This window comes from Microbacterium phyllosphaerae (assembly GCF_017876435.1).
In the GTDB taxonomy this organism is placed as follows: domain Bacteria; phylum Actinomycetota; class Actinomycetes; order Actinomycetales; family Microbacteriaceae; genus Microbacterium; species Microbacterium phyllosphaerae.
Genome location: NZ_JAGIOA010000001.1, coordinates 3,014,556 through 3,037,674, shown reverse-complemented (window position 1 = coordinate 3,037,674; position 23,119 = coordinate 3,014,556). Strand labels below are relative to the sequence as shown.

22 protein-coding genes are annotated in these 23,119 nt (G+C 68.7%); 14 read left to right on the top strand and 8 right to left on the bottom strand.

The window, feature by feature from the left end:
• Nucleotides 1-31: 31 nt before the first annotated feature.
• Nucleotides 32-670 carry a Maf family protein gene (locus JOF42_RS14340; protein ID WP_210099220.1) on the bottom strand — a complete coding sequence of 213 codons (639 nt, stop codon included), beginning with the start codon at nt 668-670 and terminating at the stop codon, nt 32-34.
• 23 nt (nt 671-693) lie between these two features.
• On the opposite strand from JOF42_RS14340, the gene JOF42_RS14335 reads away from it, so the two are divergent.
• The 5 genes from JOF42_RS14335 to JOF42_RS14315 all read left to right on the top strand — a co-directional run bounded on the left by JOF42_RS14335 (nt 694) and on the right by JOF42_RS14315 (nt 6,353).
• Entirely contained in the window at nt 694-1,923 is a 1,230-nt protein-coding gene (locus tag JOF42_RS14335; RefSeq protein ID WP_210098445.1) for a class I SAM-dependent RNA methyltransferase, read from the top strand.
• A gap of 40 nt (nt 1,924-1,963) precedes the next feature.
• Nucleotides 1,964-2,626, top strand: a complete 663-nt coding sequence (locus tag JOF42_RS14330; protein WP_210098444.1) for a response regulator transcription factor — start codon at nt 1,964-1,966, stop codon at nt 2,624-2,626.
• Nucleotides 2,616-3,848: a sensor histidine kinase gene (locus JOF42_RS14325; protein ID WP_210098443.1), complete on the top strand. Its 1,233-nt coding sequence runs from the start codon at nt 2,616-2,618 to the stop codon at nt 3,846-3,848. The genes JOF42_RS14330 and JOF42_RS14325 overlap by 11 nt, the downstream gene beginning before the upstream one ends.
• Nucleotides 3,845-4,855, top strand: a complete 1,011-nt coding sequence (locus JOF42_RS14320) for a hypothetical protein (RefSeq protein ID WP_210098442.1) — start codon at nt 3,845-3,847, stop codon at nt 4,853-4,855. The genes JOF42_RS14325 and JOF42_RS14320 overlap by 4 nt, the downstream gene beginning before the upstream one ends.
• Nucleotides 4,856-5,153: 298 nt before the next feature.
• Nucleotides 5,154-6,353 carry an ROK family transcriptional regulator gene (locus JOF42_RS14315; RefSeq protein WP_210098441.1) on the top strand — a complete coding sequence of 400 codons (1,200 nt, stop codon included), beginning with the start codon at nt 5,154-5,156 and terminating at the stop codon, nt 6,351-6,353.
• A 199-nt stretch (nt 6,354-6,552) separates the two neighbouring features.
• Here the strand turns inward: JOF42_RS14315 and JOF42_RS14310 are convergent, their stop codons facing one another.
• From JOF42_RS14310 to JOF42_RS14295, 4 genes are all read right to left on the bottom strand, one after another.
• The gene (locus JOF42_RS14310) at nt 6,553-6,798 is read right to left on the bottom strand and encodes an acyl-CoA carboxylase subunit epsilon (protein WP_210098440.1); all 246 of its coding nucleotides are present in this window, start codon (nt 6,796-6,798) and stop codon (nt 6,553-6,555) included.
• Nucleotides 6,795-8,384: an acyl-CoA carboxylase subunit beta gene (locus tag JOF42_RS14305; RefSeq protein WP_372443560.1), complete on the bottom strand. Its 1,590-nt coding sequence runs from the start codon at nt 8,382-8,384 to the stop codon at nt 6,795-6,797. The genes JOF42_RS14310 and JOF42_RS14305 overlap by 4 nt, the downstream gene beginning before the upstream one ends.
• Before the next feature lie 114 nt (nt 8,385-8,498).
• Nucleotides 8,499-9,482, bottom strand: coding sequence for a hypothetical protein (locus JOF42_RS14300; protein WP_245340814.1), 984 nt, complete (start codon nt 9,480-9,482; stop codon nt 8,499-8,501).
• An 80-nt stretch (nt 9,483-9,562) separates the two neighbouring features.
• Complete coding sequence (locus tag JOF42_RS14295; protein WP_210098438.1) at nt 9,563-10,255, bottom strand: phosphocholine cytidylyltransferase family protein; 693 nt, start codon at nt 10,253-10,255, stop codon at nt 9,563-9,565.
• 252 nt (nt 10,256-10,507) lie between these two features.
• On the opposite strand from JOF42_RS14295, the gene JOF42_RS14290 reads away from it, so the two are divergent.
• The 3 genes from JOF42_RS14290 to JOF42_RS14280 are packed head-to-tail and all read left to right on the top strand — an operon-like array spanning nt 10,508 to nt 14,116.
• A complete protein-coding gene (locus JOF42_RS14290) occupies nt 10,508-12,268 on the top strand; it encodes an ABC transporter ATP-binding protein (protein ID WP_307803613.1) in 1,761 nt (586 codons plus the stop codon).
• On the top strand, nt 12,244-13,809 hold the full coding sequence (locus JOF42_RS14285) for a hypothetical protein (RefSeq protein ID WP_210098437.1): 1,566 nt from the start codon (nt 12,244-12,246) through the stop codon (nt 13,807-13,809). The genes JOF42_RS14290 and JOF42_RS14285 overlap by 25 nt, the downstream gene beginning before the upstream one ends.
• A 40-nt stretch (nt 13,810-13,849) precedes the next feature.
• Complete coding sequence (locus JOF42_RS14280) at nt 13,850-14,116, top strand: DUF3039 domain-containing protein (RefSeq protein WP_046013003.1); 267 nt, start codon at nt 13,850-13,852, stop codon at nt 14,114-14,116.
• Nucleotides 14,117-14,138: 22 nt separating this feature from the next.
• On the opposite strand, the gene JOF42_RS14275 is transcribed toward JOF42_RS14280, so the two are convergent.
• Nucleotides 14,139-15,464 carry a nicotinate phosphoribosyltransferase gene (locus JOF42_RS14275; RefSeq protein WP_210098436.1) on the bottom strand — a complete coding sequence of 442 codons (1,326 nt, stop codon included), beginning with the start codon at nt 15,462-15,464 and terminating at the stop codon, nt 14,139-14,141.
• A gap of 75 nt (nt 15,465-15,539) precedes the next feature.
• On the opposite strand from JOF42_RS14275, the gene murI reads away from it, so the two are divergent.
• The 5 genes from murI to JOF42_RS14250 all read left to right on the top strand — a co-directional run bounded on the left by murI (nt 15,540) and on the right by JOF42_RS14250 (nt 19,391).
• On the top strand, nt 15,540-16,373 hold the full coding sequence (gene murI, locus JOF42_RS14270) for a glutamate racemase (RefSeq protein WP_210098435.1): 834 nt from the start codon (nt 15,540-15,542) through the stop codon (nt 16,371-16,373).
• Nucleotides 16,374-16,421: 48 nt separating this feature from the next.
• Nucleotides 16,422-17,156, top strand: a complete 735-nt coding sequence (rph, locus tag JOF42_RS14265; RefSeq protein ID WP_210098434.1) for a ribonuclease PH — start codon at nt 16,422-16,424, stop codon at nt 17,154-17,156.
• Nucleotides 17,156-17,749, top strand: coding sequence for an RdgB/HAM1 family non-canonical purine NTP pyrophosphatase (gene rdgB / locus JOF42_RS14260; protein ID WP_210098433.1), 594 nt, complete (start codon nt 17,156-17,158; stop codon nt 17,747-17,749). The genes rph and rdgB overlap by 1 nt, the downstream gene beginning before the upstream one ends.
• A gap of 62 nt (nt 17,750-17,811) precedes the next feature.
• On the top strand, nt 17,812-18,387 hold the full coding sequence (locus JOF42_RS14255; RefSeq protein WP_210098432.1) for a dihydrofolate reductase family protein: 576 nt from the start codon (nt 17,812-17,814) through the stop codon (nt 18,385-18,387).
• 83 nt (nt 18,388-18,470) lie between these two features.
• Nucleotides 18,471-19,391, top strand: a complete 921-nt coding sequence (locus tag JOF42_RS14250; protein ID WP_210098431.1) for a cation diffusion facilitator family transporter — start codon at nt 18,471-18,473, stop codon at nt 19,389-19,391.
• A gap of 4 nt (nt 19,392-19,395) precedes the next feature.
• Here JOF42_RS14250 and ligD read toward each other — a convergent pair whose 3' ends face one another.
• Nucleotides 19,396-21,375 carry a non-homologous end-joining DNA ligase gene (gene ligD / locus JOF42_RS14245; RefSeq protein WP_210098430.1) on the bottom strand — a complete coding sequence of 660 codons (1,980 nt, stop codon included), beginning with the start codon at nt 21,373-21,375 and terminating at the stop codon, nt 19,396-19,398.
• A 58-nt stretch (nt 21,376-21,433) separates the two neighbouring features.
• Here ligD and ku point away from each other — a divergent pair, with 58 nt between their 5' ends.
• The gene (ku, locus tag JOF42_RS14240; protein ID WP_210098429.1) at nt 21,434-22,288 is read left to right on the top strand and encodes a non-homologous end joining protein Ku; all 855 of its coding nucleotides are present in this window, start codon (nt 21,434-21,436) and stop codon (nt 22,286-22,288) included.
• A gap of 34 nt (nt 22,289-22,322) precedes the next feature.
• Here the strand turns inward: ku and JOF42_RS14235 are convergent, their stop codons facing one another.
• On the bottom strand, nt 22,323-23,093 hold the full coding sequence (locus tag JOF42_RS14235; protein ID WP_210098428.1) for a DedA family protein: 771 nt from the start codon (nt 23,091-23,093) through the stop codon (nt 22,323-22,325).
• Between the last annotated feature and the right edge of the window lie 26 nt (nt 23,094-23,119).

The window sequence follows — 23,119 nt, the reverse complement described above, 5'->3', positions numbered from 1 at the left end:
ACAAGAAAGAGGGAGAAACGTCGACGAGACCCTACGACCAGAGGTCGGTCCACGCGACGCCGAGATCCGTTGTCAGACGACGGACGGTCGACAGCGACATGCCCACGACGGTCGACGGGTCGCCGTCGACACGGGTGATGAAGGCTCCGCCCAGGCTGTCGACCGTGAAAGCGCCCGCGACATGCAGGGGCTCGCCCGATGCGACGTAGGCGGCGATCTCGGCATCCGTGATGTCTGCGGCGAACGTCACCGATGCTTCGGCGGTCGCAGTGGCCTCCACGGGGTCGACACCCGGGGACACCCGCAAGACGGAGTGGCCGGAGTGCAGGATGCCGGTGGCGCCGCGCATCTCGTGCCAGCGGCGCGTCGCCTCCTCCGGCGTGTACGGCTTTCCGTAGACCCGGCCGCCGATCTCGAACATGGAGTCTCCGCCGATCACGATCCCGTCGAACTCGCCGGCCGCCGCGAGGTCGTGTGCGACGGCCGCCGCCTTCGCCCTGGCCAGCAGAAGCACCAGCTCGGCGGGAGCGAGCTCGGCCCCGCGTTCTGCCGCGGCGGCGGCGGCCACGGCATCCTCATCCACGTCCGGTGACTGTGTGAGCGGTTCGATTCCCGCCTGTCGCAGCAGCATCAGACGGGCGGGCGAGGTGGAGGCGAGGCAGACGCGCATGTGCACCACCGTATCCTCGAAGGATGACTTCCTCCCCAGCCCTGCTCGATCTGGACATCACCGGCATCGCGCACGGCGGTACGTTCATCGCCCGCCACGAAGGACGAGTGGTGTTCGTCTCCGATGCGATCCCGGGTGAGCGCGTGCGCGCGCGGCTGACCGCGGACTCGACCGATGACTCGAAGAGCTTCTGGCGTGCGGAGACCGTCGAGGTCCTCGACGCGTCGCCGCACCGCCGGGCGCACATCTGGTCGGAGGCCGACGTCGCGCGTGCACCGGAAGAGCGCCCCGGAGGCGCGGACCTCGGGCACATCGACCTCGCCCACCAGCGGGTGCTGAAGCGTCAGGTCCTGACCGAGGCGCTCGACCGGTTCGCCGGGCCAGGAATCGAGGCCCCCGAGATCGAGGCGGTCGACTCCACAGACGGCACCGGATGGCGGACCAGGGTCACCCTGCATGTCGACGACCAGGGCCGGGTCGGCCCGTATGCCGCGCGCAGTCACCGAGTGATCCCGGTCGAGTCGCATCCTCTGGCGCGTCCGTCGATCGCCCGGGCCGCGCTCGCGCTCGCCGGCGGCGAGCCGGGCAGTGTGGACCTGGTCGAACCCGGCGACGGCTCGGTGCGGGTCATCCGACGCGAGCGGCTCGATGAGCGCCCCGCACGGGGGCAGGGTCGACGCCCCGCGCCCGAGGTCGTCTACGAGCAGGTGGGCGATCGACGCTTCCAGGTCGATGCCGGTGGATTCTGGCAGGTGCATCCGCGCGCCGCATCCGTGCTCGACGGGGCCGTCTACGGCATCCTCGACGGTCATGTCGACCCTGAGAAGAAGCACTTCGATCTGTACGGAGGCGTCGGGCTCTTCGCCGCCTCGCTCGCGGACCTCGGCGGCACCGACATCGTCACGGTGGAATCCAGCAGGCGCGCGACGGCTCATGCCCGGCAGAACCTCGCTCCGCTCGACGTCAGCGCGGTCACCGCGCGCGTCGACCGCTACCTCGCAGGCATCCCCGCCGGTGTGAGCGCGGGGGCGGTCGTCCTGGATCCGCCCAGGGCCGGTGCCGGGCGCGCTGTCGTCGACGCGCTCCACGCCCTCGCTCCTGAGGCGATCGCGTACGTGGCGTGCGACCCGGTGGCCCTCGCTCGCGACCTCGGCACCTTCCGCCAGCACGGGTGGAACGTGGGCACCCTCCGCGGGTTCGATCTGTTCCCGCACTCGCATCATTTCGAGGTCGTGGCGCTGCTCACGCGCTGACGGGCGATCTCCTGCCCGGGGGAATCACTAGGCTGGACGGATGAGCAGGGTCGCACTCATCGACGATCACGAATCCGTCCGTCTCGGTCTCGAGGCCGCGTGCGCTCGCGACGGCGCGCAGACGGTGGTGTTCTCGGGCAGCACTGTCGTCTCCTATCTCGAATGGCGATCTGCGACGTCCGCGCCGCCGGCCGACGTCGTCGTGCTCGATCTCACGCTCGGTGACGGCACGACCGTCACCGAGAACGTCGGTTCGCTCGTCGCCGACGGGGCGAGCGTCGTGATCCACAGCGTCGCAGACCGACCGGCTGCCGTGCGCGAAGCTCTGGCCGCCGGAGCCGCCGGGGTCGTCAGCAAGTCCTCGGCGCTCGACGACGTGCTCGACGCGATCCGCACGGTCGCCGACGGCGAGGCGCTCAACAACGTGGAGTGGGCGAGTGCGGTCGACGGTGATCGCGACTTCGCCGACGCCCAGTTGTCGTCCCGAGAGCGCGATGTGCTGCGCCTCTATGCGGCGGGCCTGCCACTGAAGGCCGTGGCGGAGCGACTCGGCGTCGCCTATTCGACCGCCAAGGAGAACATCACCCGGATCAGGGTGAAGTACGTCGAGGTGGGGCGCCCCGCGCCGACCAAGGTCGACCTGCTGCGCCGTGCGATGGAGGACGGCATCGTCGAAGCCGACGGTGCCCCGAGTGCCCGCTGACCCGCTCAGCATCCGTGAAGCCTGGAGCAGGATCCCCTCTCCGGGCGGCGTGGAGACCGAGTTCGAGCGCTTCACCGGCAAGCGGATGGAGCGGATCCTCGCGACCGTCGTCGCGATCGGATCGGGGATCCTCGGCGCGCAGGCGCTGATCGCCGGCATCACGACGATGTCGTGGTCGGATGCCGCGCGGATCGCGATGCTGCTGGCGGTGTTCATTCCGCTCGTCCTGATGCTGATCGCGTGCATCGTCGGACGAGGGGTGCGCATCGCCTCCGGCGCCTTCGCGATCGTCTACGTCGTGGCGCTCGCCGCCTGGCCGAGCTTCGTCGACCCCGTGGGCAACGCCGCGAACCAGCCCTGGATCTTCTTCCTCGTCAACGTCGGTGTCGTCGCGGCGATGCTCGCGTTCCCCCTGTGGCTGCAGTTCGCCTGGGCCGTGGGACTCCCCTTCGTGTACGGCTACGTCCGACTCGTCGAGGGGGCGTTCTCGCGCGACTTCTGGGTGACCACGGCATTCGACGTGTCGTTCACCCTGATCCTCGGCATCGTGATCATCTCGCTGGGCTGGATGTTCCGCTCGGTCGCCTCCGGTGTCGACGAGGCCCGCGCCCGTGCTGTCGCCTCCTACGCCTCGGCGGCTGCGGCGGCTGCGGCGGAGGAGGAACGCGCGGCGATGTCGGCGCTCATGCACGACAGTGTCCTCGCCGCGCTCATCGCCGCGGAGCGAGCGGAGGGCGAACGGGCGCAGGACCTCGCCGTGGGGATGGCGCGTGAGGCGCTGACCCGCCTCGCGAACACCGAAGCGGCCGTGGCCGAAGAGGGCAGCGATGAGCCGGTCGGTGCCGCGCAGATCGTGATCGAGCTCCGCCGGGCGCTGTCCGAGCTCGGGGCGGATGCGATCGTGGAGGAGCGGGGCGGTATCGGTCTGATCCCCGGGCGCGCGGCCCGCGCGCTCGTGCTCGCGGCGCGCCAGGCCCTCGGCAACTCCGTGACGCACGCGAACGGGCGGGGGCTGCACATCATCGCCGAGGGCAGAGGCGACGAGGGCATCACCGTCACGATCTCCGACGCCGGCCCCGGATTCGACATCGAGACGATCGGCGCCGATCGCCTGGGTATCAAGGCATCGATCTTCGCGCGCATGGCGGGCGTCGCGGGCACGGCGGAGATCGATTCGAGCGAGTGCGGCACGACGGTGACGCTGGGGTGGGAGCGCCCGTGAACCGCACCGTACGCAGTGTTGCGACCTCGCTCGCCGTGGGGTTCGCGATGTACTTCGCCGCCAGAGGCGTCTGGTGGATCGAGCAGCCCACCGGCCCCCTGCTGATGGTCGCCGCGATCGCGCTCTACCTCGTCGTCGTGAACGCGGCGATCCTGTGGGAGTCGGCATCGTCGGTGCGGATGCCTCTGTGGGTCGCCCTCGCCGCACTCGTGTCGAGCGTGCTGATCCCGGTGCTCGTCACGCTCTCGCTCGATCCGGTCACGCTGACAGCGCCCTTCGCGACCTGGTACATCGGCGCGCTCGGGCTGCTGGGCGTGGTGTGCGTGGTGCGCCGGCGATTCGTGATCGGCTGGCTGATCGTGCTCGTCCTGGTCGTCGCGTCCGCGGCCTTCCTCGGGCTGGTGGTGGCGCTGTCGCTGGGCCTCGTCGGCTCGCTCATGTGGGTCGCCGTCGCCCACCTCCTGGTGCTGTTCTGGGATCGTGCCGTGCGCGACACGGAGCGGCTCGCGGGCATCCAGCAGGCGGTGTCCGCCTGGCATGCGACGCAGCAGGTGCGGCAGAGGGAACGGCGTCTTCGCACGCAGTTCGCTCTTGCCGTCGCGGGGCCGGTGCTGAGTCGAGTCGTCGCATCGCACGGCGGGCTCGATGATGAGGAGCGGCTTCACGCACGCCTCGCTGAGGGGCGCCTCCGTGACGAACTGCGGGGTGCGGACCTGCTGAACGACGCGGTCCGGGATGCGATCGAGGATGCGCGGCGACGGGGCGCGGCTGTGACGGTGTTCGACGAGGGCGGGCTCGCAGACGTGGATGAGGCCCGTCGGGCGGTGATCCGCGACGAGCTCGCACGCGTGCTCCGAGACGGCGTCGCCGAGCGCTGGATCATCCGTGCGGCGCGGGATCCGGTCACCGCGGTGACGGTGGTCGGTCGTGGAGGTTCCGGCGGACCGAGCGATGACGACGCGGTCGACGTCTGGCACGAGATCCCCCGGGAGCCCGCAGAGGGATGAAGCCCCTGCCCTCGGCTCTGGCCGGGGGAGGAGGTCAGAGTCGAGGTCAGACAGAGTGGGCGAGGGGCGGCGAATCCGCCTGCCCCTCGCCATGCGGAACAGTTACCCGAAAACCGTCCGCTGGTGGCCGGTCTGCGTCTGTCTACCCTGGGACAGAGAGACCAGCCGAACGCGAAGCGTCTTACTCAGTCTCATGGTTATTCAAGTCGTTGTCTGTAGGTATTTTGGGGGACACGGAGGACCTGCGTATGCGAGAAGATGGGGCATGGGAATGCGCCGAGGAACCAACCTCCCCCGAATGGGTGACTTCAACCAGTCGGTGATCCTCGAGGCCATCCGCCGCTCGGACGCCGGGCTCAGCCGGATCGAGCTGGTCGAGGCGACCGGCCTCTCGGCCCAGACGATCACGAACATCACTCGACGCCTGCTGGACGAGGGCTTCATCGCCGAAGGCGGGCGCACGATCAACGGGCCGGGCAAGCCGCGGGTCACGCTCCGGCTGGTGGCGGAGAGCCGCTTCTCGGTGGGCGTGCACCTCGACCCTGCCGTCATCACCTTCGTGCTGCTCGACATGTCGGGCGCGGTCGTCCATCGACGCGTGGTCAGGACGCCGGACAAGGACCCTCGACGCATCGTCGAGACGGTCGCGCAGACGATCGACCTCCTGATCGACGAGGCCGGAGTGGAGCGGGGGCTCGTCTCGGGCATCGGGGTCGCGGCTCCCGGTCCGCTCGACGCCGAGAAGGGCACCGTGATCGACCCGCCGAAGCTGCACGGGTGGCATCGCGTGCCGCTGCGCTCGGTGCTGGCGGAGGCCACGGGCTTCGAGGTCACGCTCGAGAAGGACACGACGGCCGCCGCCGTCGGGGAGCTCTGGACGAGCAAGACGATGACGGAGGGGTCGTTCCTGTTCATCTATCTCGGAACAGGGCTCGGCGCGTCGGTGGTCCGCGAGGGTGGCGTCATCGCGGGAAGCTCGCACAACTTCGGCGAGATCGGACACATCATCGTGGACCCGGACGGCCCCCGGTGCCTCTGCGGGATGCGGGGATGCGTCGAGGTGGTGTGCACCCCTCAGGCCATCGTCGAGCAGGCCGAGGCGGCCGGCGTCTTCGAGGATGATCGTGAGGCCAGCGACGAGCGTGCCGTCGATGCCAGATTCACCCAGCTGTGCGAGCGTGCCGCGGCGGGGGAGGCCCCCGCGCTCGGAGTGCTGCGTCGCGCAGCAGGACACGTCACGGTCCTCATCGCGGCGCTGACGAACGTCCTCGACGTCGATCGTGTCGTTCTCGGCGGGCCGTTCTGGGGCCGCCTGGCCGCTGTGTATCTCGAGGAGATTCCCGCACCCCTCCACCGGCTGAGCGCGACGCGCGCCGTGCGGGCGCTGCCGGTCGAGGGGACCGTGGTCGGAGACGACGTGGGCGCTGTGGGTGCCGCGTGCGTCGTGCTCGATGCGGTGCTGACGCCTCGGGCATCGGATCTCTACCTCGAGGACTGAACGCCTCGTCAATCTGAATACCGGTATATCGGTTGGGGGTCGGCGGCAATATCTCCACTCGATGTACTATCGAGGGGATGCGCCGACTGGGGTGATCCGATGATCGGGACCACCGTCCCGCATCGACCGGGGGGAGACCGTCTGCGTGGCCCGGGAGCTGGGGGGCTCCGGGCCTCGCAGGCCCGTCAGCCGCCTGGGCTCAGCCCGAGAAGCGTCCCCACGGGATATCTCTCCGCAGCGGTCTCCGGAGGGGACGCTGCGTCCGCGTCCACGCAGAGACGCGGGGTTCGTCGGCCACGGCATCCGCAGTCTCCTGCGCGTATGCGTCGCTGACCACCGCGATGAGCGCGGCGAGCTCCTCCTCTGTGGCGGAGCCGCGCGTGATCTCGATCGTCGGGGGTCGCTCTGCGTCCGCCGACGTCGTGGGTGCGTCCTGCGCGCTCACAGGGGGATGTTCCCGTGCTTCTTCGGCGGCAGTTCGGCGCGCTTGCCGCGCAAGGCGCGGAGTGCCTTGGCGATCGAGACGCGGGTGTTCGCGGGCTCGATGATGCCGTCGATCTCGCCGCGCTCCGCGGCGAGGAACGGCGAGGTCACGCTGTACGTGTACTCGTTCGCGAGGCGCGTGCGCACGGCGGCGACGTCTTCACCGGCCTCTTCGGCGCGCTTGATCTCGCCGCGGTACAGGATGTTGACCGCACCCTGGCCGCCCATGACCGCGATCTCGGCGGTGGGCCAGGCGAGGTTCACGTCGGCGCCGAGCTGCTTCGAGCCCATGACGATGTAGGCGCCGCCGTAGGCCTTGCGCAGGATGACCGTGACGAGCGGCACCGTCGCCTCGGCGTACGCGTAGATGAGCTTGGCGCCGCGGCGGATCACGCCGGTCCACTCCTGGTCGGTGCCGGGGAGGTACCCGGGCACATCGACGAGGGTGACGATCGGGATCGAGAACGCGTCGCAGAAGCGCACGAACCGGCTCGCCTTCTCGCCCGCCTCGATGTTCAGGGTGCCGGCCATCTGCGACGGCTGGTTGGCGATGATCCCGACGGACCGGCCCTCGACGCGACCGAAGCCGATCACGATGTTCGGGGCGAAGAGCGGCTGGACCTCGATGAAGTCCCCGGCATCGACGACGTGCTCGATCACCGTGTGGATGTCGTACGGCTGGTTGGGGGAGTCCGGGATGATCGTGTTCAGCGAGCGATCGGCATCCGTGGTCTCCCACTCGAAGCCGCTCTCGTAGCCGGGGATCTCGGCCATGTTGTTGTCGGGGAGGAAGCCGAGCAGCGTGCGAGCGTAGTCGATCGCGTCGTCCTCGTCCTGGGCGAGGTAGTGCGCGACGCCCGAGCGGGTGTTGTGCGTGAGCGCACCACCGAGCTCCTCCATGCCGACGTCCTCACCCGTGACCGTCTTGATGACGTCGGGGCCGGTGACGAACATCTGGCTGGTCTTGTCGACCATGATGACGAAGTCGGTCAGAGCCGGTCCGTAGACGGCGCCGCCGGCGGCAGGACCCATGATGATCGAGATCTGCGGGATGACACCCGACGAGCGGGTGTTCAGTCGGAAGATCTCGCCGTACTTGCTGAGGGCGAGCACGCCCTCCTGGATCCGGGCGCCGCCCGAGTCGAGGATGCCGATGATCGGCATGCCGCCGGAGAGGGCGAACTCCATGATCTTGATGATCTTGTCGCCGGAGACCTCGCCGAGCGATCCCCCGAAGGTGGTGAAGTCCTGCGAGTAGACGGCGACGGTGCGACCGTGGATCGTGCCGACGCCCGTCACGACCGAGTCGCCGTACGGGCGGTTCCGATCCATCCCGAAGGCGGTGCTGCGGTGGCGCACGTATTCGTCGAACTCGACGAAGCTTCCGGGATCGACGAGCAGTTCGATGCGCTCGCGGGCGGTCATCTTGCCCTTGGCGTGCTGCTTGTCGTGCGCGATCTTCTCAGCGTCGACAACGGCTTCGTTGTAGCGAGCGCGGAGGTCTGCGATTCTGCCGGCGGTGGTCGAGAGTTCGGGCTTGTCCGTCACGGATTCCACCCTATCGTCGGCTCGGCCCGCTCCGTTGGATGCTCGCCACAACGGGTCGCCCGATCCTTTGGTGGCTGTCCGCAGACTGCGCGCTCCGCGGAGGTCGCCGCGCACTCAGTCGCGGCGCGATCCCGACGGATCCGAGCCCAGCTCTCCCGGCAGGTCATGAGTTCCGTGCGTCTCGATCGCGGCGGCGTCCTTGCGGCCGCGTCCGACCGAGGCGATCCTCCGACCTGCCCAGCCGACGCCGCGTGCGGCCGAGCCGGCGGCGCCGGCCACAGCCCCGCCGACGAACTGCGCGCCGTGCAGCATCCGGAGTTCGAGCTTCTCCGCGCCGTCGACCGGCTCGAGGTCGAGGGGCAGGTCCATCGGAGCCGCCCCGAACGCGCGGTGCGAGGTCGTGAGCACGCGGCGTCCGAGGATGTGGTTGCCCGCCCCGCCCACGGCGGCGCCGACACCGAACGGCAGCGCCTTGCCGATGAACGAGGCTCCGCCCTTGGCGGCGAACTGCTTCACGAACATGCTCTTGAGTCGATCGACCAGCGGCCCGACCGCTGCACGGGGGAGCGACTTCGTGACCATCTCGCCCCAGTACGACGAACGCGTCCCGCCCTTGCCTGTCGCCTCGCCGGCGAGTTGACCGACGAGGGCCACGCCCTCTTTGCCGAGCATCAGCGTCATGACCAACGCTCTGGCCCTGTCGGGGTTCGAGACCGCGATGCCGTGCACTTCGGCAACGGACTGCGCGAACAGTGCTGTGGACTCGACGAACCCGACGGTCTCCACGCCGGACAGCGCGAGCGTGATTCCGGTGCCTATCCCCGGGACGACCGCCGTCGCTCCGACGGCGGCGCCACCCGTCGTCACGGCAGCGAGGTAGCGGCGCTCGAGGATGCGGATGATCTGCTCGGGCGAGGCGTGGGGGTTGCGCAGTCGGATGCTCCGGATGTGCGCGAGGACGAGCGGGCGCTGGATCGAGAGGACGCGATCGAGGCCCCGCACCATGAACGGATGCTCCGTGGAGCCCACAGGCGGCACGCCTCTGTCCCACGGAGAGTCGTCGGGAAGGGAGTGGATCTTGTGCACCTTGGGGCCCATGGATCGATCCTAGGAACCCAGACCGCGAAAATGCCGAAAGCCCGGCTCCCTTGACGGGGCCGGGCTTTCGTGCGAGACGATCAGACGAACAGGTTCGCCCGCTCGAGGTCTTCGGCGAAGTCGACCTCGACCGCGTAGAGGTCCGACACGTCCATCGGCTCGAGCAGAAGGCCGTCTTCGGCGATCGCGAGCTCGAGGCCACGCTCGAAGTAGTCCTGGTCCTCGACGCGCTGCAGCTGGCGCATGAACGCCTTCTTGTTCGCGGCGGAGATGTAGTTGATGCCGACCGCCTCGCCGAGACCGCCCTTGACGGTCTTGGAGAGCTCGTTGATGAAGCCCTCGGCCGTGACCGTGTACTTCACCTCTTCGTCGCTCACCTTGGATGTGTTCACGGTGACGAACGACTGGTCGCGCTCGATGTAGGCGGCGGCGCGGCCCAGGATCATCGGGTCGAAGACGACGTCGCCGTTCATCCACAGCACGCCGGACTTGCCGGTGGCGCCGAGTGCACGCAGCAGGCTCTTCGACGTGTTGGTCTCGTCGTAGCGCTCGTTGTGCACGTAGTTGACGTTCGGGAAGGCGTCGATGATCGTCTCGGCGCGGTAGCCGACGACGGCGGTGATGCGGGCGTCCGACCCGAAGGCCGCGCGGATGTTGTCGTGCTGCTGACGCATGATCGTGCGGCCGTCGCTCAGCTCGGTGAGCGGCTTCGGCAGCGCGCGGCCGAGGCGTGAGCCCATGCCTGCGGCGAGGATGACGGTCTGAAGAGTCACGAGTGCTCCTAAAGGAAGTATGTGTTCACGGTCGGTTCACCGACCAGACACTTCGTCGTGCCGAGAGTCATGCTAGCGATCGAGGCTGGGAACCCCCGGGGGTTGCGGCCTCCGTTGCCGATTCGTGATCCAGTACACACCCAACACTCAGATTCGTCCAGATCCGCGCGATGATCGGCCCTATCCGTGTTTCGCGCGGCCAATTGTTGCGGTGACCCGAAGAAAAGGGGCGCCCGTTGATACCGTAGGACGGTGACTGCTTCCCCCGACGACCGCACCGATCAGGTGGCTGATGCCGCGCCCCCGACCGTGAAGAAGACGCCGGCTCGGAAGACGCCCGTCAAGAAGGCGGCGAGCACGCGCGCGCCGGCGAAGTCGGCGGCCGACAAAGCCGCCGCGACGATCGAGGTGGTGGCTGAGCCTGCACTGAAGATCGATCGCGCACCCTCCGGTTCTGGCCCGCGGTCCACCGCGACGAAGAAGACCACCTCTGCCACCGCGCGCACGGCAGCCGCCAAGAACTCGGCCCGCCCGGCGACGACGCGCACCACCGGAGCGAAGACGGCCGCCGCACGCTCCACGGCTGCGAAGACGACGGCCGCCAAGACCACGGCGGCGAGGCCTGCCGCTGCGAAGACGACCGGCGCCAAGACCACCGCTGCGAAGACCACCGCCGCGAAGACCACCGCCGCGAAGACGGTGGCGGCGAAGGCCGCCGCAGAGAAGAGCGCGGCAGCGAAGTCCACCGCCCGCACCTCTGCAGCGAAGACGGCTTCTGCCAAGACGGCGGCCGCGAAGAGTGCCGCGGCGAAGACTGCCGCAGCCAAGGCGGCCGCGGCCAAGGCCGCTGCGGCCGAGGCGGAAGCAGCGAAGGCCGCGGAGGCGGAAGCCGAGACCGCCCAGGCGGAAGCCACGGTCGCCGCTGCGGCACCCGGGGCTCCCTCCGTCGAGGAGGCGACGTCGCCGGCGACAGCGGATGCTTCGGAGGAGACGGTCGCCCGGCCCGCTGTCGAGAGCGAGGAGGCTTCGTCCTCGGCGGAACCCCAGATCGTCGAGGTCGCCGCTGAGTCGACGAGCGTTCCGCTCGATGAGGACTCTGCGGTCGACGACGCCACGGCAGAGGTGGTGAAGACCGACGACACCAGCGCGGATGACGCGCCGGCCACGGCGAGCCCGGCAGACGACGCAGACGGCGCCGTCTCGGACGCCGATGCGACGGAAGAGGCGGTCAGCGGTGTCGACGCGGCATCCGCGGCCGAGGCGATCCGCATCCGTGGTCTTGTGAAGAGCTTCGGTGACCACACCGCGGTCAACGGCATCGACCTCACTGTGCCCGCGGGCTCGTTTTACGGAATCGTCGGCCCCAACGGGGCGGGCAAGACGACGACCCTGTCGATCGTCGCCGGGCTCCTGCGCGCCGACGAGGGCGACGTCGTGATCTGCGGCATCGACCAGAAGGCGAAGCCGCTCGCGGCGAAGCGGATGATGGGAGTGCTGCCCGACCGGCTCCGCACCTTCGACCGTCTCACCGGTCGCCAGCTCCTCTACTACTACGGATTGCTCCGAGGCCTCGCCTCGGATGTCATCGAGAAGCGCGTGGGCGACCTCGCGCGGGCCTTCGATCTCGGAGAGGCGCTCAACCGCGTCGTCTCCGACTACTCGGCCGGCATGACCAAGAAGATCATGCTCGCGGGTGCGATGATCCACTCGCCGCGGGTCCTGGTGCTCGACGAGCCCTTCGAAGCGGTCGACCCTGTTTCTTCGGCCGTGATCCTCGACATCCTGCGTGCATACGTCGCGCACGGTGGAACGGTCATCCTCTCCAGCCACGGCATGGATCTCGTCGAGCGCGTCTGCTCGCGCGTCGCGATCATCGTCGGCGGAGACGTGCTGGCCGAGGGCACGATCGACGAGGTGCGTGCAGGGCAGACGCTCGAGGCACGATTCGTCGAGCTGTCCGGCGGTATCGGCGAGGTGGAGGGGCTCGAGTGGCTGCACACGTTCTCCGACTGAGGGCGGCGCTCCTGATCGGATCGCTCCGCGGCGAACGTCGGGTGCGGACGCTGGTCATGCTCGCCGTCATCGTCGTCCTCACTGCTGTCGTCTGCGCCGCAGTCCTGAGTCTCGACGACGCACCCGTCGCCGTCGCGCGCACGGTCATCGTGCTCGGCAGCGCGGCGCTCCTCCTGGGCTTTCTCGTCGGTCCCATCCTCGTGGGCGCCGTCGACCAACTCGATCCGCGACGGTTCGCGGTGTTCGGGGTCGACGAACGGCAGATGCCGTGGATCCTCGCCCTCGCGTCGTTCATCAGCGTCCCGAGCCTGGCGCTCCTCGCCGTCAACATCAGCGTCTGCATCGTCGCGATCCGGCTGGGCGCGCCTTGGCCTCTCGCGGTCCTGATGAGCGTGGTGAGTCTCGTGTCGACGATCCTCTCGGCACGGATCGGGATGGCAGTGAACGCGCTCGTGCTGCCCGAACGTCGCTCGCGTGAACTCACCGCGCTCTTCGCCCTGGCAGTGGTCGTGATCGCCTTCCCGGTCGCGGTCTTCCTGGCGTCCCTCAAGTGGGATGGGCATGTCCCCGCCGCGGTCGCGACTCTCACGGCGGCCGTCGGATTCACCCCCTTCGCGGCATCATCGCGGTTCCTCTTCTCGTTCGCGACGGACGATTCCTCGGGTGCCTGGATCAGCGGCATCGTGGCGTTCGCGACCGCAGCGGGTCTCTGGGTGCTGTGGACGTGGCTCGTGCGTCGTCTGCTCACCACCACCGAGCGTCCGGTCGCATCTCGGGAACGATCCGGACTCGGCTGGTTCGGTCTGCTGCCCTCGAACGCGTTCGGGGCGATCGCGGCGCGCAGCCTCGTGTACTGGCTGCGTGACCGTCGCTACATCATGAACCTCATCGTCGTCCCGGTCGCCGGAGTGCTCACGGTGCTCCCGCTCCTCGTCGCGGGTGTGCCGCTCGAGATCGCAGCGCTCGTGCCGGTCCCCGTCATGGCGCTGTTCTTCGGATGGCTGCCGCACAACGACGTCGCCTACGACTCGACCGCGCTGTGGACCCATGTGGCCAGCGGTGTGCGCGGCATCCCCGATCGTCTGGGGCGACTGGTGCCGGTGATCCTCGTGGCGCTCCCGGTGCTCGCGATCGCGGTGCCGCTCACCCTGCTCTGGATCGACGACTGGCGTCTGCTGCTTCCGCTCACCGGTGTCGGCGCCAGCCTGCTGCTGTCGGCTCTCGGATTCTCGAGCATCGTCTCGGTGATCGCCCCCTATGCCGTCTCCCGACCGGGCGACAGCCCGTTCCAGCAGCCTCAGCGACCGACCTCGCGTGGTGCATACGGCCCGGCGGCGGCGTTCCTCGGTGCCATCGTCGTGAGCATCCCGGCGATCTGGCTGCTCGTGCTCACGATGCTCGAGGGGTCGCGGTTCGCCCCGGCGACCTTCTGGGCGGGGCTCGCGACCGGCGTGGTCATGCTCGCCATCGGAGTGACCGTCGGAGGGCGGATCTTCGAGCGCGAGGGGGAGCGCCTGATGGAGTTCGTCGAGACCGCGTGACACCCGCCCACCCCGGGCCGTGCACGGCTAGACTCTCGGCATGAGTACTCCGCTGGACAGCCCCGATCAGGGCGGCGTGGCAACGCTTGATCGCGAACTGGAAGAGCTCCTCCGGGAGGAGAACCTCGAACCGGGTGACCACGAGCGCTTCTCGCACTACGTCAAGAAAGACAAGATCCTCGAGTCCGCGATCACCGGCAAGCCGGTGCGTGCGCTGTGCGGCAAGAAGTGGACTCCGGGTCGCGATCCGGAGAAGTTCCCGATCTGCCCCACCTGCAAGGAGATCTACGAGTCGATGATCAGCTGAGCCGCACAGGCTCAGCCGCGGATCAGTCCGCGTCGATGAACACCGTCGGGATCGCCGGGTCCGACTTGCTCAGGGCGAGTGCTCGGACCGGAAGCTCCTCTCGCACGCGCAGGTGATGCGCTCGCGCCGACGCCGTGCCTTCCGGTCCTTCGTAGGCGGTGTCGATCTCTCCGGCCTCGACGAAGGTCGTCTGCAGGGCGCGTCCGTCCGGATGCTCCGCCGGGGTGTCGAGGTGTTCGAACCCGTCGGAGACGACCACGGTCTCGGTGGTCGCCACACCGTCGACGAGGGTGCGGAAGGCCGCCTTGCGTCCGCCGTGAGATGCCTTGTCGGTCGATGCCTTCGCCACGCCGATCCACGCCCCGGTCGGATCCTGACGGGCGACGAGCTTGTAGACCATGCTCGCCGTGGGATAACCGGATCCCGTGACGACCGAGGTGCCGACGCCGTATGCGTCGACGGGCGACGCCGCCAGCGCGGCGATCGCGTACTCGTCGAGGTCGCTCGTGACCGTGATCCGCGTGTCCGTCGCGCCGAGATCGTCGAGCTGAGCACGCACCTCGGCAGCGACGATCGGCAGGTCGCCGGAGTCGATGCGCACGCCGCCGAGGCCGGTGCCGGCGACGCGGATGGCCGTCTCGACTCCCGCGCGGATGTCGTAGGTGTCGACGAGCAGGGTCGTGTCCGTCCCGAGGCTGTCGATCTGCGAGCGGAAGGCCTCCTCCTCGGTCTCGTGCAGAAGCGTCCACGAGTGCGCGGCCGTGCCCATGGTCGGGATGCCCCATCGGCGGCCCGCTTCGAGGTTGCTGGTCGCACGGAAGCCGGCGATGTAGGCGGCGCGGGCTGCGGCGACGGCGGACTGCTCGGCGGCGCGACGGGATCCCATCTCGGCGAGCGGTCGCTCGCCGGCCGCGATGCTCATGCGGGATGCCGCCGTGGCGACCGCCGAATCGTGGTTGAGGACGCTGAGTGCGAGCGTCTCGAGCACGACGGCGTCGGCGAACGAGCCCTCGACGGTCAGGATGGGGGAACCGGGGAAGTACAGCTCTCCCTCGCGGTAGCCGCGGATGGAGCCCGTGAATCGGTAGTTCTCGAGGTACGTGAGTGAATCGGCATCGACGACATCGTTGTCGCGCAGGAAGCGCAGCTCGTCGTCTTCGAAGCGGAATTCGCGGAGCAGCGTGAGCAGGCGTCCGGTGCCGGCCACCACGCCGAAGCGGCGTCCTCCGGAGAGCCGACGGGAGAAGAGCTCGAACACGCTCGGGCGGGACGCGGTCCCGTCACGCAACGCGGCGGCGAGCATGGTGAGTTCGTAACGGTCGGTCAGAAGCGCCGTGGACGTCGTCATGCGCTCAGCTTAGTGACGACATGCGCTCGGGTTGCTGAGCATGACGCGGGGTGCGCGCGGGTAGGCTGGTGAGTCATGAACGACGCCCCGATCGGAATCTTCGACTCCGGTGTCGGCGGACTCACGGTGGCCAGAGCCATCCGAGCCCAGCTGCCCCGGGAATCGTTCGTCTACATCGGCGATACGGCCCATTCGCCGTATGGGCCGAAACCCATCGCCGATGTGCGGCGCTACAGCCTCGAGGTGCTCGACACGCTGGTGGATCAGGGCGTGAAGATGCTCGTGATCGCCTGCAACACGGCATCCGCAGCGATGCTGCGCGACGCACGGGAGCGCTACGACGTCCCTGTCGTCGAAGTGATCGGACCCGCCGTGAGGCGCGCGGTCTCGACCACCCGCAACGGCCGCGTGGGCGTGATCGGCACGGTCGGCACGATCGGCTCGCGCGCGTATCAGGACATGCTCGAGGTGAACGAGCGTCTCGAGGTCTTCACCGCGGCGTGCCCCCGCTTCGTCGAGTTCGTCGAGGGCGGCATCACGGGGACGCCCGAGGTGCTCGCGACCGCCGAGGAGTACCTCGCGCCCCTGCGAGACGCAGAGGTCGACACCCTGGTGCTCGGATGCACGCACTACCCGTTCCTGCGCGGCGCGATCAGCTACGTGATGGGGGAGGGCGTGACCCTCGTATCGAGCGACGACGAGACCGCGGGAGACGTGTATCGCCAGCTCGTCCGCGGCGACCTGCTCGCACCGCCCGACGCCACCGCATCGTATGTCTATGAGGCGACCGGCGACTCGACCACCGAATTCACCGCCCTCGCCAACCGTCTGATGGGCCGTGAGGTGCGCGACGTGCAGCTCGTGCAGACCGGCGTCATCACTCTTCCGGAGTCAGCCGCAGGGCTCTGACTCCTCCGCAGCATCCACCCGCTTCTCCCACCGCACCGAAGGAATCCCATGACCAGCATCGTCCGCGCCGACGGCCGCTCCACCGACCAGCTCCGTGAGATCACGATCGAGCGCGGCTGGAGCAGCCACGCCGAAGGGTCGGCGCTGATCAGCTTCGGCGGCACCAAGGTGCTGTGCACCGCATCCTTCACGAACGGCGTGCCCCGCTGGCTCACCGGCAAGGGCAAGGGGTGGGTGACGGCCGAGTACTCGATGCTTCCCCGGGCGACGAACAGCCGCAACGACCGTGAGAGCGTGAAGGGCCGCATCGGCGGACGCACGCACGAGATCTCGCGCCTGATCGGCCGCGCGCTGCGTGCCGTCGTCGACACCAAGGCCCTCGGTGAGAACACGATCGTGATCGACTGCGACGTGCTGCAGGCCGACGGCGGAACGCGCACCGCCGCGATCACCGGTGCCTATGTCGCACTGGCCGACGCGATCGAGTGGGGTCGCGAGAAGAAGTTCATCGGCAAGAACTCGACGCCGCTGCTCGACTCCGTCGCCGCCGTCTCCGTGGGCATCATCGACGGCGAACCCATGCTGGATCTCGCATATGTCGAGGACGTTCGCGCGGAGACCGACATGAACATCGTCGTCACCGGCCGTGGCCTCTTCGTCGAGGTGCAGGGAACAGCCGAGGGTGCGCCGTTCGACAAGCGCGAACTCGACGCGCTGCTCGAGCTTGGCGTCGCGGGCTGCGCCGACCTGAAGGACCAGCAGCTGAAGGCACTCGCGAGCTGATGAAGGTCGTCCTGGCCACGCACAACCCGCACAAGGTCGCGGAGTTCCAGCAGATCGTCGCGGCGACGCGCCCGGATCTCGAGGTCATCGGCTACGACGGTCCAGAGCCGATCGAAGACGGGGTGACCTTCGCGGAGAACGCGCTCATCAAGGCGCGTGCTGCATCGGCGCACACGGGACTCGCGGCCCTCGCCGACGACTCCGGAATCTGCGTCGATGTGCTCGGCGGGTCGCCCGGGGTCTTCTCGGCCTACTGGGCGGGGCAGAAGAAGGATGCTGCGGCCAACCTCGAGCTGCTCCTCGATCAGCTGCGCGACATCGCCGAGCCTCATCGCACCGCCCACTTCAACTCGACCATCGCGCTGGTGACCCCGGAGGGAGCCGAGCACGTGGTCGTCGGCAACTGGCCGGGGCGGCTCGCGAGTGAGGCGTCCGGCGGAGGCGGGTTCGGCTACGACCCGATCTTCGTGCCGGACGGTCAGCCTGAGGGCGCCGAGCGCACCGTGGGGGATTTCACCGCCGACGAGAAGCAGGCGCAGTCGCACCGGGCCCGCGCCTTCGCGGAACTGGTGCCGCTGCTCGCCGAACTCTGAGTCGCCTTCACGATAACCACTACGCTTGACGTACTTCAAGCGTAGTGGTTACTGTGGTCGGCATGCGAGAACTCACCTACTACATCGGAGTCACCCTCGACGGGTTCATCGCGGGACCCGCCGACGAGGTCGACTTCTATCCCGTGACGCCCGCTTTCGCCGAGACTCTCGGCACCGAGCTCGCCGACATCCAACCCGCGCATGTGCGCGCGGGGCGCGGCGGAGTCGACGAACCGCTCACCCGCTTCGACACCGTCGTGATGGGGCGTCGAACCTTCGAGCCCGCGCTGCAGGCCGGTATCACCGATCCGTACTCGCAGTTGCGGACCGTGGTGTTCAGTCGTTCGCTCGACGATCCGGGCGAGCCGAACGTCGAGCTCGTGCGCACGGATCCCGTCGAGCGGGTGCGCGAGCTCAAGAACGAGGAGGGGCTCGGCATCTATCTCGCCGGCGGAGCGGTGCTCGCCGGCGTGCTGCTCGACGAGATCGACCGTCTGATCGTCAAGAAGTATCCGGTGATCGTCGGCGCCGGCATCCCGATGGCGCGGAATGAGTTCTCGCCAACGCACTTCGCGCTCGACCAGGTTCGCTCGTTCGACAACGGCTGCGTCGTGCTCGAGTACTCGCGGCTGCGTTGAGAACGCGGCTACTGAGAATCATCACCATTCCCGACTGCGCGCAGACCCGCCGAACGGCACGAGAGCCGGTCTAGCCTGGAGGCATGCACGATCACGCGCCCGCCGCCGGCGGCATCCGCTCTGCGAGCCATCGCCGCCTTCTGGCGATCTCGCTGAGCCTGACCGCGACCATCATGGTCGTGCAGGTCGTGGGCGCGATCCTCACCGGGTCGCTCGCGCTGCTGGCGGATGCGGCCCACATGTTCACCGACGCATCGGCCCTCGTGATCGCTCTGATCGCCGCGGCCGTCGCCGCGCGGCCCGCCGATGACCGTCGCACGTTCGGATACCAGCGGGCCGAGGTGTTCGGCGCCCTGATCAACGCGATCATCCTGATCCTGCTCGCCGGGTGGGTCGGGATCGAAGCGGTCGGTCGACTGCTGAACCCGGGCGAGACCGAGGTCGCCGGAGGGCTGATGCTCGTCGTCGCGGTCGTCGGACTCGTGGCCAATGCGATCTCGATGTGGCTTCTGAGCCGTGCCCAGCGCACCAGCATCAACGTCCGCGGTGCATACCTCGAGGTGATGGGCGATCTCATCGGCTCGGCGATGGTGATCATCGCCGCGGTCGTGATCGTCACGACCGGATGGATGCCGGCAGACGCGCTCGCATCGATCATGATCGCCGTGCTGATCATCCCTCGCGCCATCGCACTGCTCCGCGAAGTGTTCTCGGTCCTCTCCGAGTCGGCGCCCGAGGGGACCGCGGTCAGCGACATCCGCCAGCACCTGCTCGACTATGACGGGGTCGTCGGTGTGCACGACGTGCACGTGTGGCAGCTGACCCGCGGCGCTCCGGTGTTCAGCGCGCACGTCAGCGTCGAACCCGCGCTCCTCGCCGACGGCCGATCGGCGAAGCTGCTCAGCGACCTCCAGTCGTGCCTCGCGCATCACTTCGACGTGGAGCATTCGACCTTCCAGATCGAGCCCGCCGAGCAGTCGGACTGCGAACCGCATCACGCGTGACGGGTCAGCTCTCGACGACGACCTCGTCGGGGGACTTGTCGGGGCGCAGCCCGCGCCAGCGGGAATGTCGGAGCACCCCGTCGGGGGTCCAGTTGGCGAACTCCACCTCGCCGACCAGCTCCGGCTCGACCCACAGTGCGTCGGAGGCGTCGACAGCGGGCACTCCGTCGAGCGGTGCCGAGTCGACGCGCAGGGGCGCGAGGCGTGCGAGCAGATCGCGCAGCATCCGGTCGGTGAAGCCGGTGCCGACGCGTCCGACGTACCGGAGCCGCCCGGAGTCCGGCACCGCGAGCAGCAGGGAACCGAACGTCCCCTCGCGGTCACCCTTGCCGGGGCGGACGCCGACGATCACGACCTCCTGCATCCGGGTGTGCTTGAGCTTGAGCCAGGCGGGGGAGCGCTGGCCTGCGCGATAGCGGGAGGCCGGGTCTTTGACGACCACGCCCTCGAGGCCGAACTCGTCGCTCGCGGCCAGCGCGGCATCCACGTCGTCGAAAACCGGCGGCACCTGCATCGGGGCGGCCAGATCCGACACGACCTCTTCGAGCAGCGTGCGCCGCTGTGACAGGGGCATCGAGCTGAGGTCGTGTCCGTCGAGGCGCAGCAGATCGAAGACCATATAGACGATCGGTGTGCGCACGACCTCTCGTTCGATCTCGCGGGGCCGTGTGAGGTGCATCCGATTCTGCAGCAGCGAGAAGCTCGGTCTGCCCTGCCTGTCGAAGGCGACGATCTCTCCGTCGACGATCGCGTCGCCGACGGGCAGGAATGGAGCGCCGTCTGCCGTGAGTTCGGGGTAGCGGCCCGTGATGTCGGTGCCGCTGCGGGCGTGCAGCAGCATCCGTCCGTCACTCCAGGTGCCGATCGCCCGGATGCCGTCCCACTTGACCTCGACCCAGGAGGGGGAGCTCAGGCCGCGGGCGATCGCGGGCGTCCCGTTCTCGGCGAGCATGGGCGAGACGGAAGCGGGGGCGGCGGATGCCGGTGCGCTCGCCGCCCCGGCGATGCGCGGCCGGTGCCTCGGTGCGTCACCGCGCCGGGCGGGTGACTCGTCGACGGAGGCCGTCGGATGTGTCGACTGCACCCATGGCGCATGCTCGGTGCGCAGCGGGGCGATGGGGTCAAGACCCGATTTCGCGCGCTCCAGCACGGTCGCGAAGTCGAGCTGGGCGAGATCGGGGTCGTCGAGTTCGTCCCACGTGCGAGGTGCGGCCACCCACGGCTGCGCCCGCCCCCGCATCGAGTACGGCGAGATCGTGGTCTTCTTGCCGTTGTTCTGGCTCCAGTCGAGGAAGACCTTGCCGCCGCGGGCCGCCTTCGCCATGGTGCTGGTGGCGAGGTCGGGATGCTCGGTCTCGATGAGCCGCGCGATCTCCTTCACGACGGCGGAGATCTCGTCACTGGTCTGATGACCGGGAAGAGCGGCGTAGAGGTGGATGCCTTTGCTGCCGCTCGTGACGGGAACGGGCTCGAGGCCGATGCCGGTGAGCAGACCGCGGGCGATGCGGGCGACCTCCGCGCACTGGGCGAGGCCGACGCCGGGGCCGGGGTCGAGGTCCAGCACGAGGCGGTCGGGCCTGCCGGGCAGGCCGTCCGGCGCGAAGCGCCACTGCGGCACGTGGAGCTCGATCGCGGCGACCTGGGCGAGCCACACGAGAGTCGGCACGTCCTCGACGAGCGGATACTCCTTCGGTCCGTCGGAGTGGCGGATCTCGTGCCGCGGGATCCAGCTCGGGGCTCCGGGCTCGAGCTGCTTCGTGAAGAAGGAATCGGCCGGATGATCGGTCGTTCCGACCCCCTCGACCCAGCGCTTGCGGGTGACCGGGCGGCCGTCGAGGAGGGGGAGGATGTGGGGCGCGATCGCCGTGTAGTAGGCGATGATCTCGCCCTTGGTCGTGCCGGTCTCGGGATAGACGACCTTGTCGAGGTTGGTGATGCGCAGGCGGCGGCCGTCGATCTGCACGTTCTGCGCCTCCGGAGCCATAGCGCCAGCGTAGTCAAGGTACTGGCCGCGACCGGGGCGCCTGGTGTTCACTGGGGGCATGAGAACGATCTGGAAGGGCGCGCTGACCTTCGGCCTCGTGAACGTGCCGGTCAAGGTGTACTCCGCGACGGAGGATCACGACGTGCCGCTGCATCAGGTGCACGAGAAGGATGGCGGTCGCATCCGGTATCAGCGCACCTGTGAGGTGTGCGGAGAGACCGTGGCGTATGCCGACATCGACCGTGCGTACGTCGAGGAGGGCCAGACGGTCGTGCTCACGAAGGATGACCTGGCGGCACTGCCCGCCGAGAAGAGCCGTGAGATCGACGTCGTCGAGTTCGTTCCCTCCGACCAAGTCGATCTGCTGACGCTGGACAAGCCGTACTACCTCGAGCCCGACTCGAAGTCACCCAAGGCCTACGTGCTGCTGCGCAAGACGCTCGAGCAGACCGACCGCACGGCGATCGTGCGCTTCACGCTGCGTCAGAAGACCCGGCTCGCGGCGCTCCGCGTGCGCGGCAAGGTGCTGGTCCTGCAGACGCTGCTGTGGGCCGACGAGGTGCGTGAGGCGGAGTTCCCGGCGCTGGATGAGGACGTGCGGATCTCGAAGAAGGAGCTCGAGCTCTCGGCATCCCTCGTCGACAGCTATTCGGCCGACTTCGACCCCGAATCGTTCGTCGACGAGTACCAGAAGGAGCTGCGGACCCTGATCGACGCCAAGATCGAGGCGGGTGACACGTTCGACGTGTCGGAGACGTTCGGCGAGGCCGAAGGTGACGCCAAGAGCGGCGAGGTCATCGACCTGATGGAGGCACTGCGTGCCAGCGTCGCCCGCACCAAGGCCGCTCGGTCGGAGTCGGCCGACACCAAGACGAGCACCAAGACGAGCCCGAGCAAGAAGAAGGCGGGCTGAGAGTCTCAGCCCGCCGGTCTTCGATCGTTCGAGGTCAGTGCTTGCCGTCTCCGTCGAAGTCGGGAGCGCGGTCGAACACCTCGGGGTCGAGCGTGAGCTCTTCCGCCTCGGCGGCGTCGGTCTCACCCTCACCGGCGAGGGCTTCCTTCTTCGCCTTGTGACGCTCGGACAGGTAGTGCCAGAGCGTGACGAGCGCGGTACCGCCGACGGCGGCGAGCAGGATCAGGTCGATGTAGCTCTCGACGAAGTGCGCGACCGGAGGGATGAAGCCGATCGCGTAGCCGAACATCGTGAGGCCGAAGCCCCAGAGGATCGCACCGATCAGGTTGTAGAGCGTGTAGCGGCGCCACGGCATGTGGCCGACGCCGGCAGCGACGGGCGCGAACGTGCGGACGATCGGCACGAAGCGGGCGAGGATGACGGTGATGCCGCCGAAACGCTCGAAGAACGCGTTGGTGCGCTCGACGTTCTTCTTGCTGAAGAGGCCGGATTCCTTGCGTTCGAAGACCGCAGGCCCGCCCTTGTGGCCGATCAGGTAGCCAACTTCACCACCGACGAAGGCGGACAACCCGATGAGCAGGGCGACGATCCAGACGTTGAGTCCGAACACGCCGTGCTCGGAGCCGGCGAGCGGGTGCGACAGCAGACCCGAGATCACCAGCAGCGTGTCGCCCGGCAGCAGGAAGCCCACGAGAAGACCCGTCTCGGCGAAGACGATGAAGCACACCACGAGCAGCGCCCAGGGGCCGGCCGAGCCGATGATGGTGGCGGGGTCGAGCCAGGGGATGAGAGCGGCGTGATGCATGGATTTCCCGTCGTAGTGAGCTGTGC

Bases quoted from the DNA above. Each gene is read 5' to 3' on its own strand.
- ku (WP_210098429.1), top strand. From the start codon at position 21,434: ATGAGAACGATCTGGAAGGGCGCGCTGACCTTCGGCCTCGTGAACGTG.
- rph (WP_210098434.1), top strand. From the start codon at position 16,422: ATGACCAGCATCGTCCGCGCCGACGGCCGCTCCACCGACCAGCTCCGT.
- JOF42_RS14250 (WP_210098431.1), top strand. From the start codon at position 18,471: ATGCACGATCACGCGCCCGCCGCCGGCGGCATCCGCTCTGCGAGCCAT.
- JOF42_RS14280 (WP_046013003.1), top strand. From the start codon at position 13,850: ATGAGTACTCCGCTGGACAGCCCCGATCAGGGCGGCGTGGCAACGCTT.
- ligD (WP_210098430.1), bottom strand. From the start codon at position 21,375: ATGGCTCCGGAGGCGCAGAACGTGCAGATCGACGGCCGCCGCCTGCGC.
- JOF42_RS14255 (WP_210098432.1), top strand. From the start codon at position 17,812: ATGCGAGAACTCACCTACTACATCGGAGTCACCCTCGACGGGTTCATC.
- JOF42_RS14315 (WP_210098441.1), top strand. From the start codon at position 5,154: ATGGGTGACTTCAACCAGTCGGTGATCCTCGAGGCCATCCGCCGCTCG.
- JOF42_RS14235 (WP_210098428.1), bottom strand. From the start codon at position 23,093: ATGCATCACGCCGCTCTCATCCCCTGGCTCGACCCCGCCACCATCATC.
- JOF42_RS14340 (WP_210099220.1), bottom strand. From the start codon at position 670: ATGCGCGTCTGCCTCGCCTCCACCTCGCCCGCCCGTCTGATGCTGCTG.
- JOF42_RS14275 (WP_210098436.1), bottom strand. From the start codon at position 15,464: ATGACGACGTCCACGGCGCTTCTGACCGACCGTTACGAACTCACCATG.
- rdgB (WP_210098433.1), top strand. From the start codon at position 17,156: ATGAAGGTCGTCCTGGCCACGCACAACCCGCACAAGGTCGCGGAGTTC.
- JOF42_RS14300 (WP_245340814.1), bottom strand. From the start codon at position 9,482: ATGGGCCCCAAGGTGCACAAGATCCACTCCCTTCCCGACGACTCTCCG.
- JOF42_RS14335 (WP_210098445.1), top strand. From the start codon at position 694: ATGACTTCCTCCCCAGCCCTGCTCGATCTGGACATCACCGGCATCGCG.
- JOF42_RS14330 (WP_210098444.1), top strand. From the start codon at position 1,964: ATGAGCAGGGTCGCACTCATCGACGATCACGAATCCGTCCGTCTCGGT.
- murI (WP_210098435.1), top strand. From the start codon at position 15,540: ATGAACGACGCCCCGATCGGAATCTTCGACTCCGGTGTCGGCGGACTC.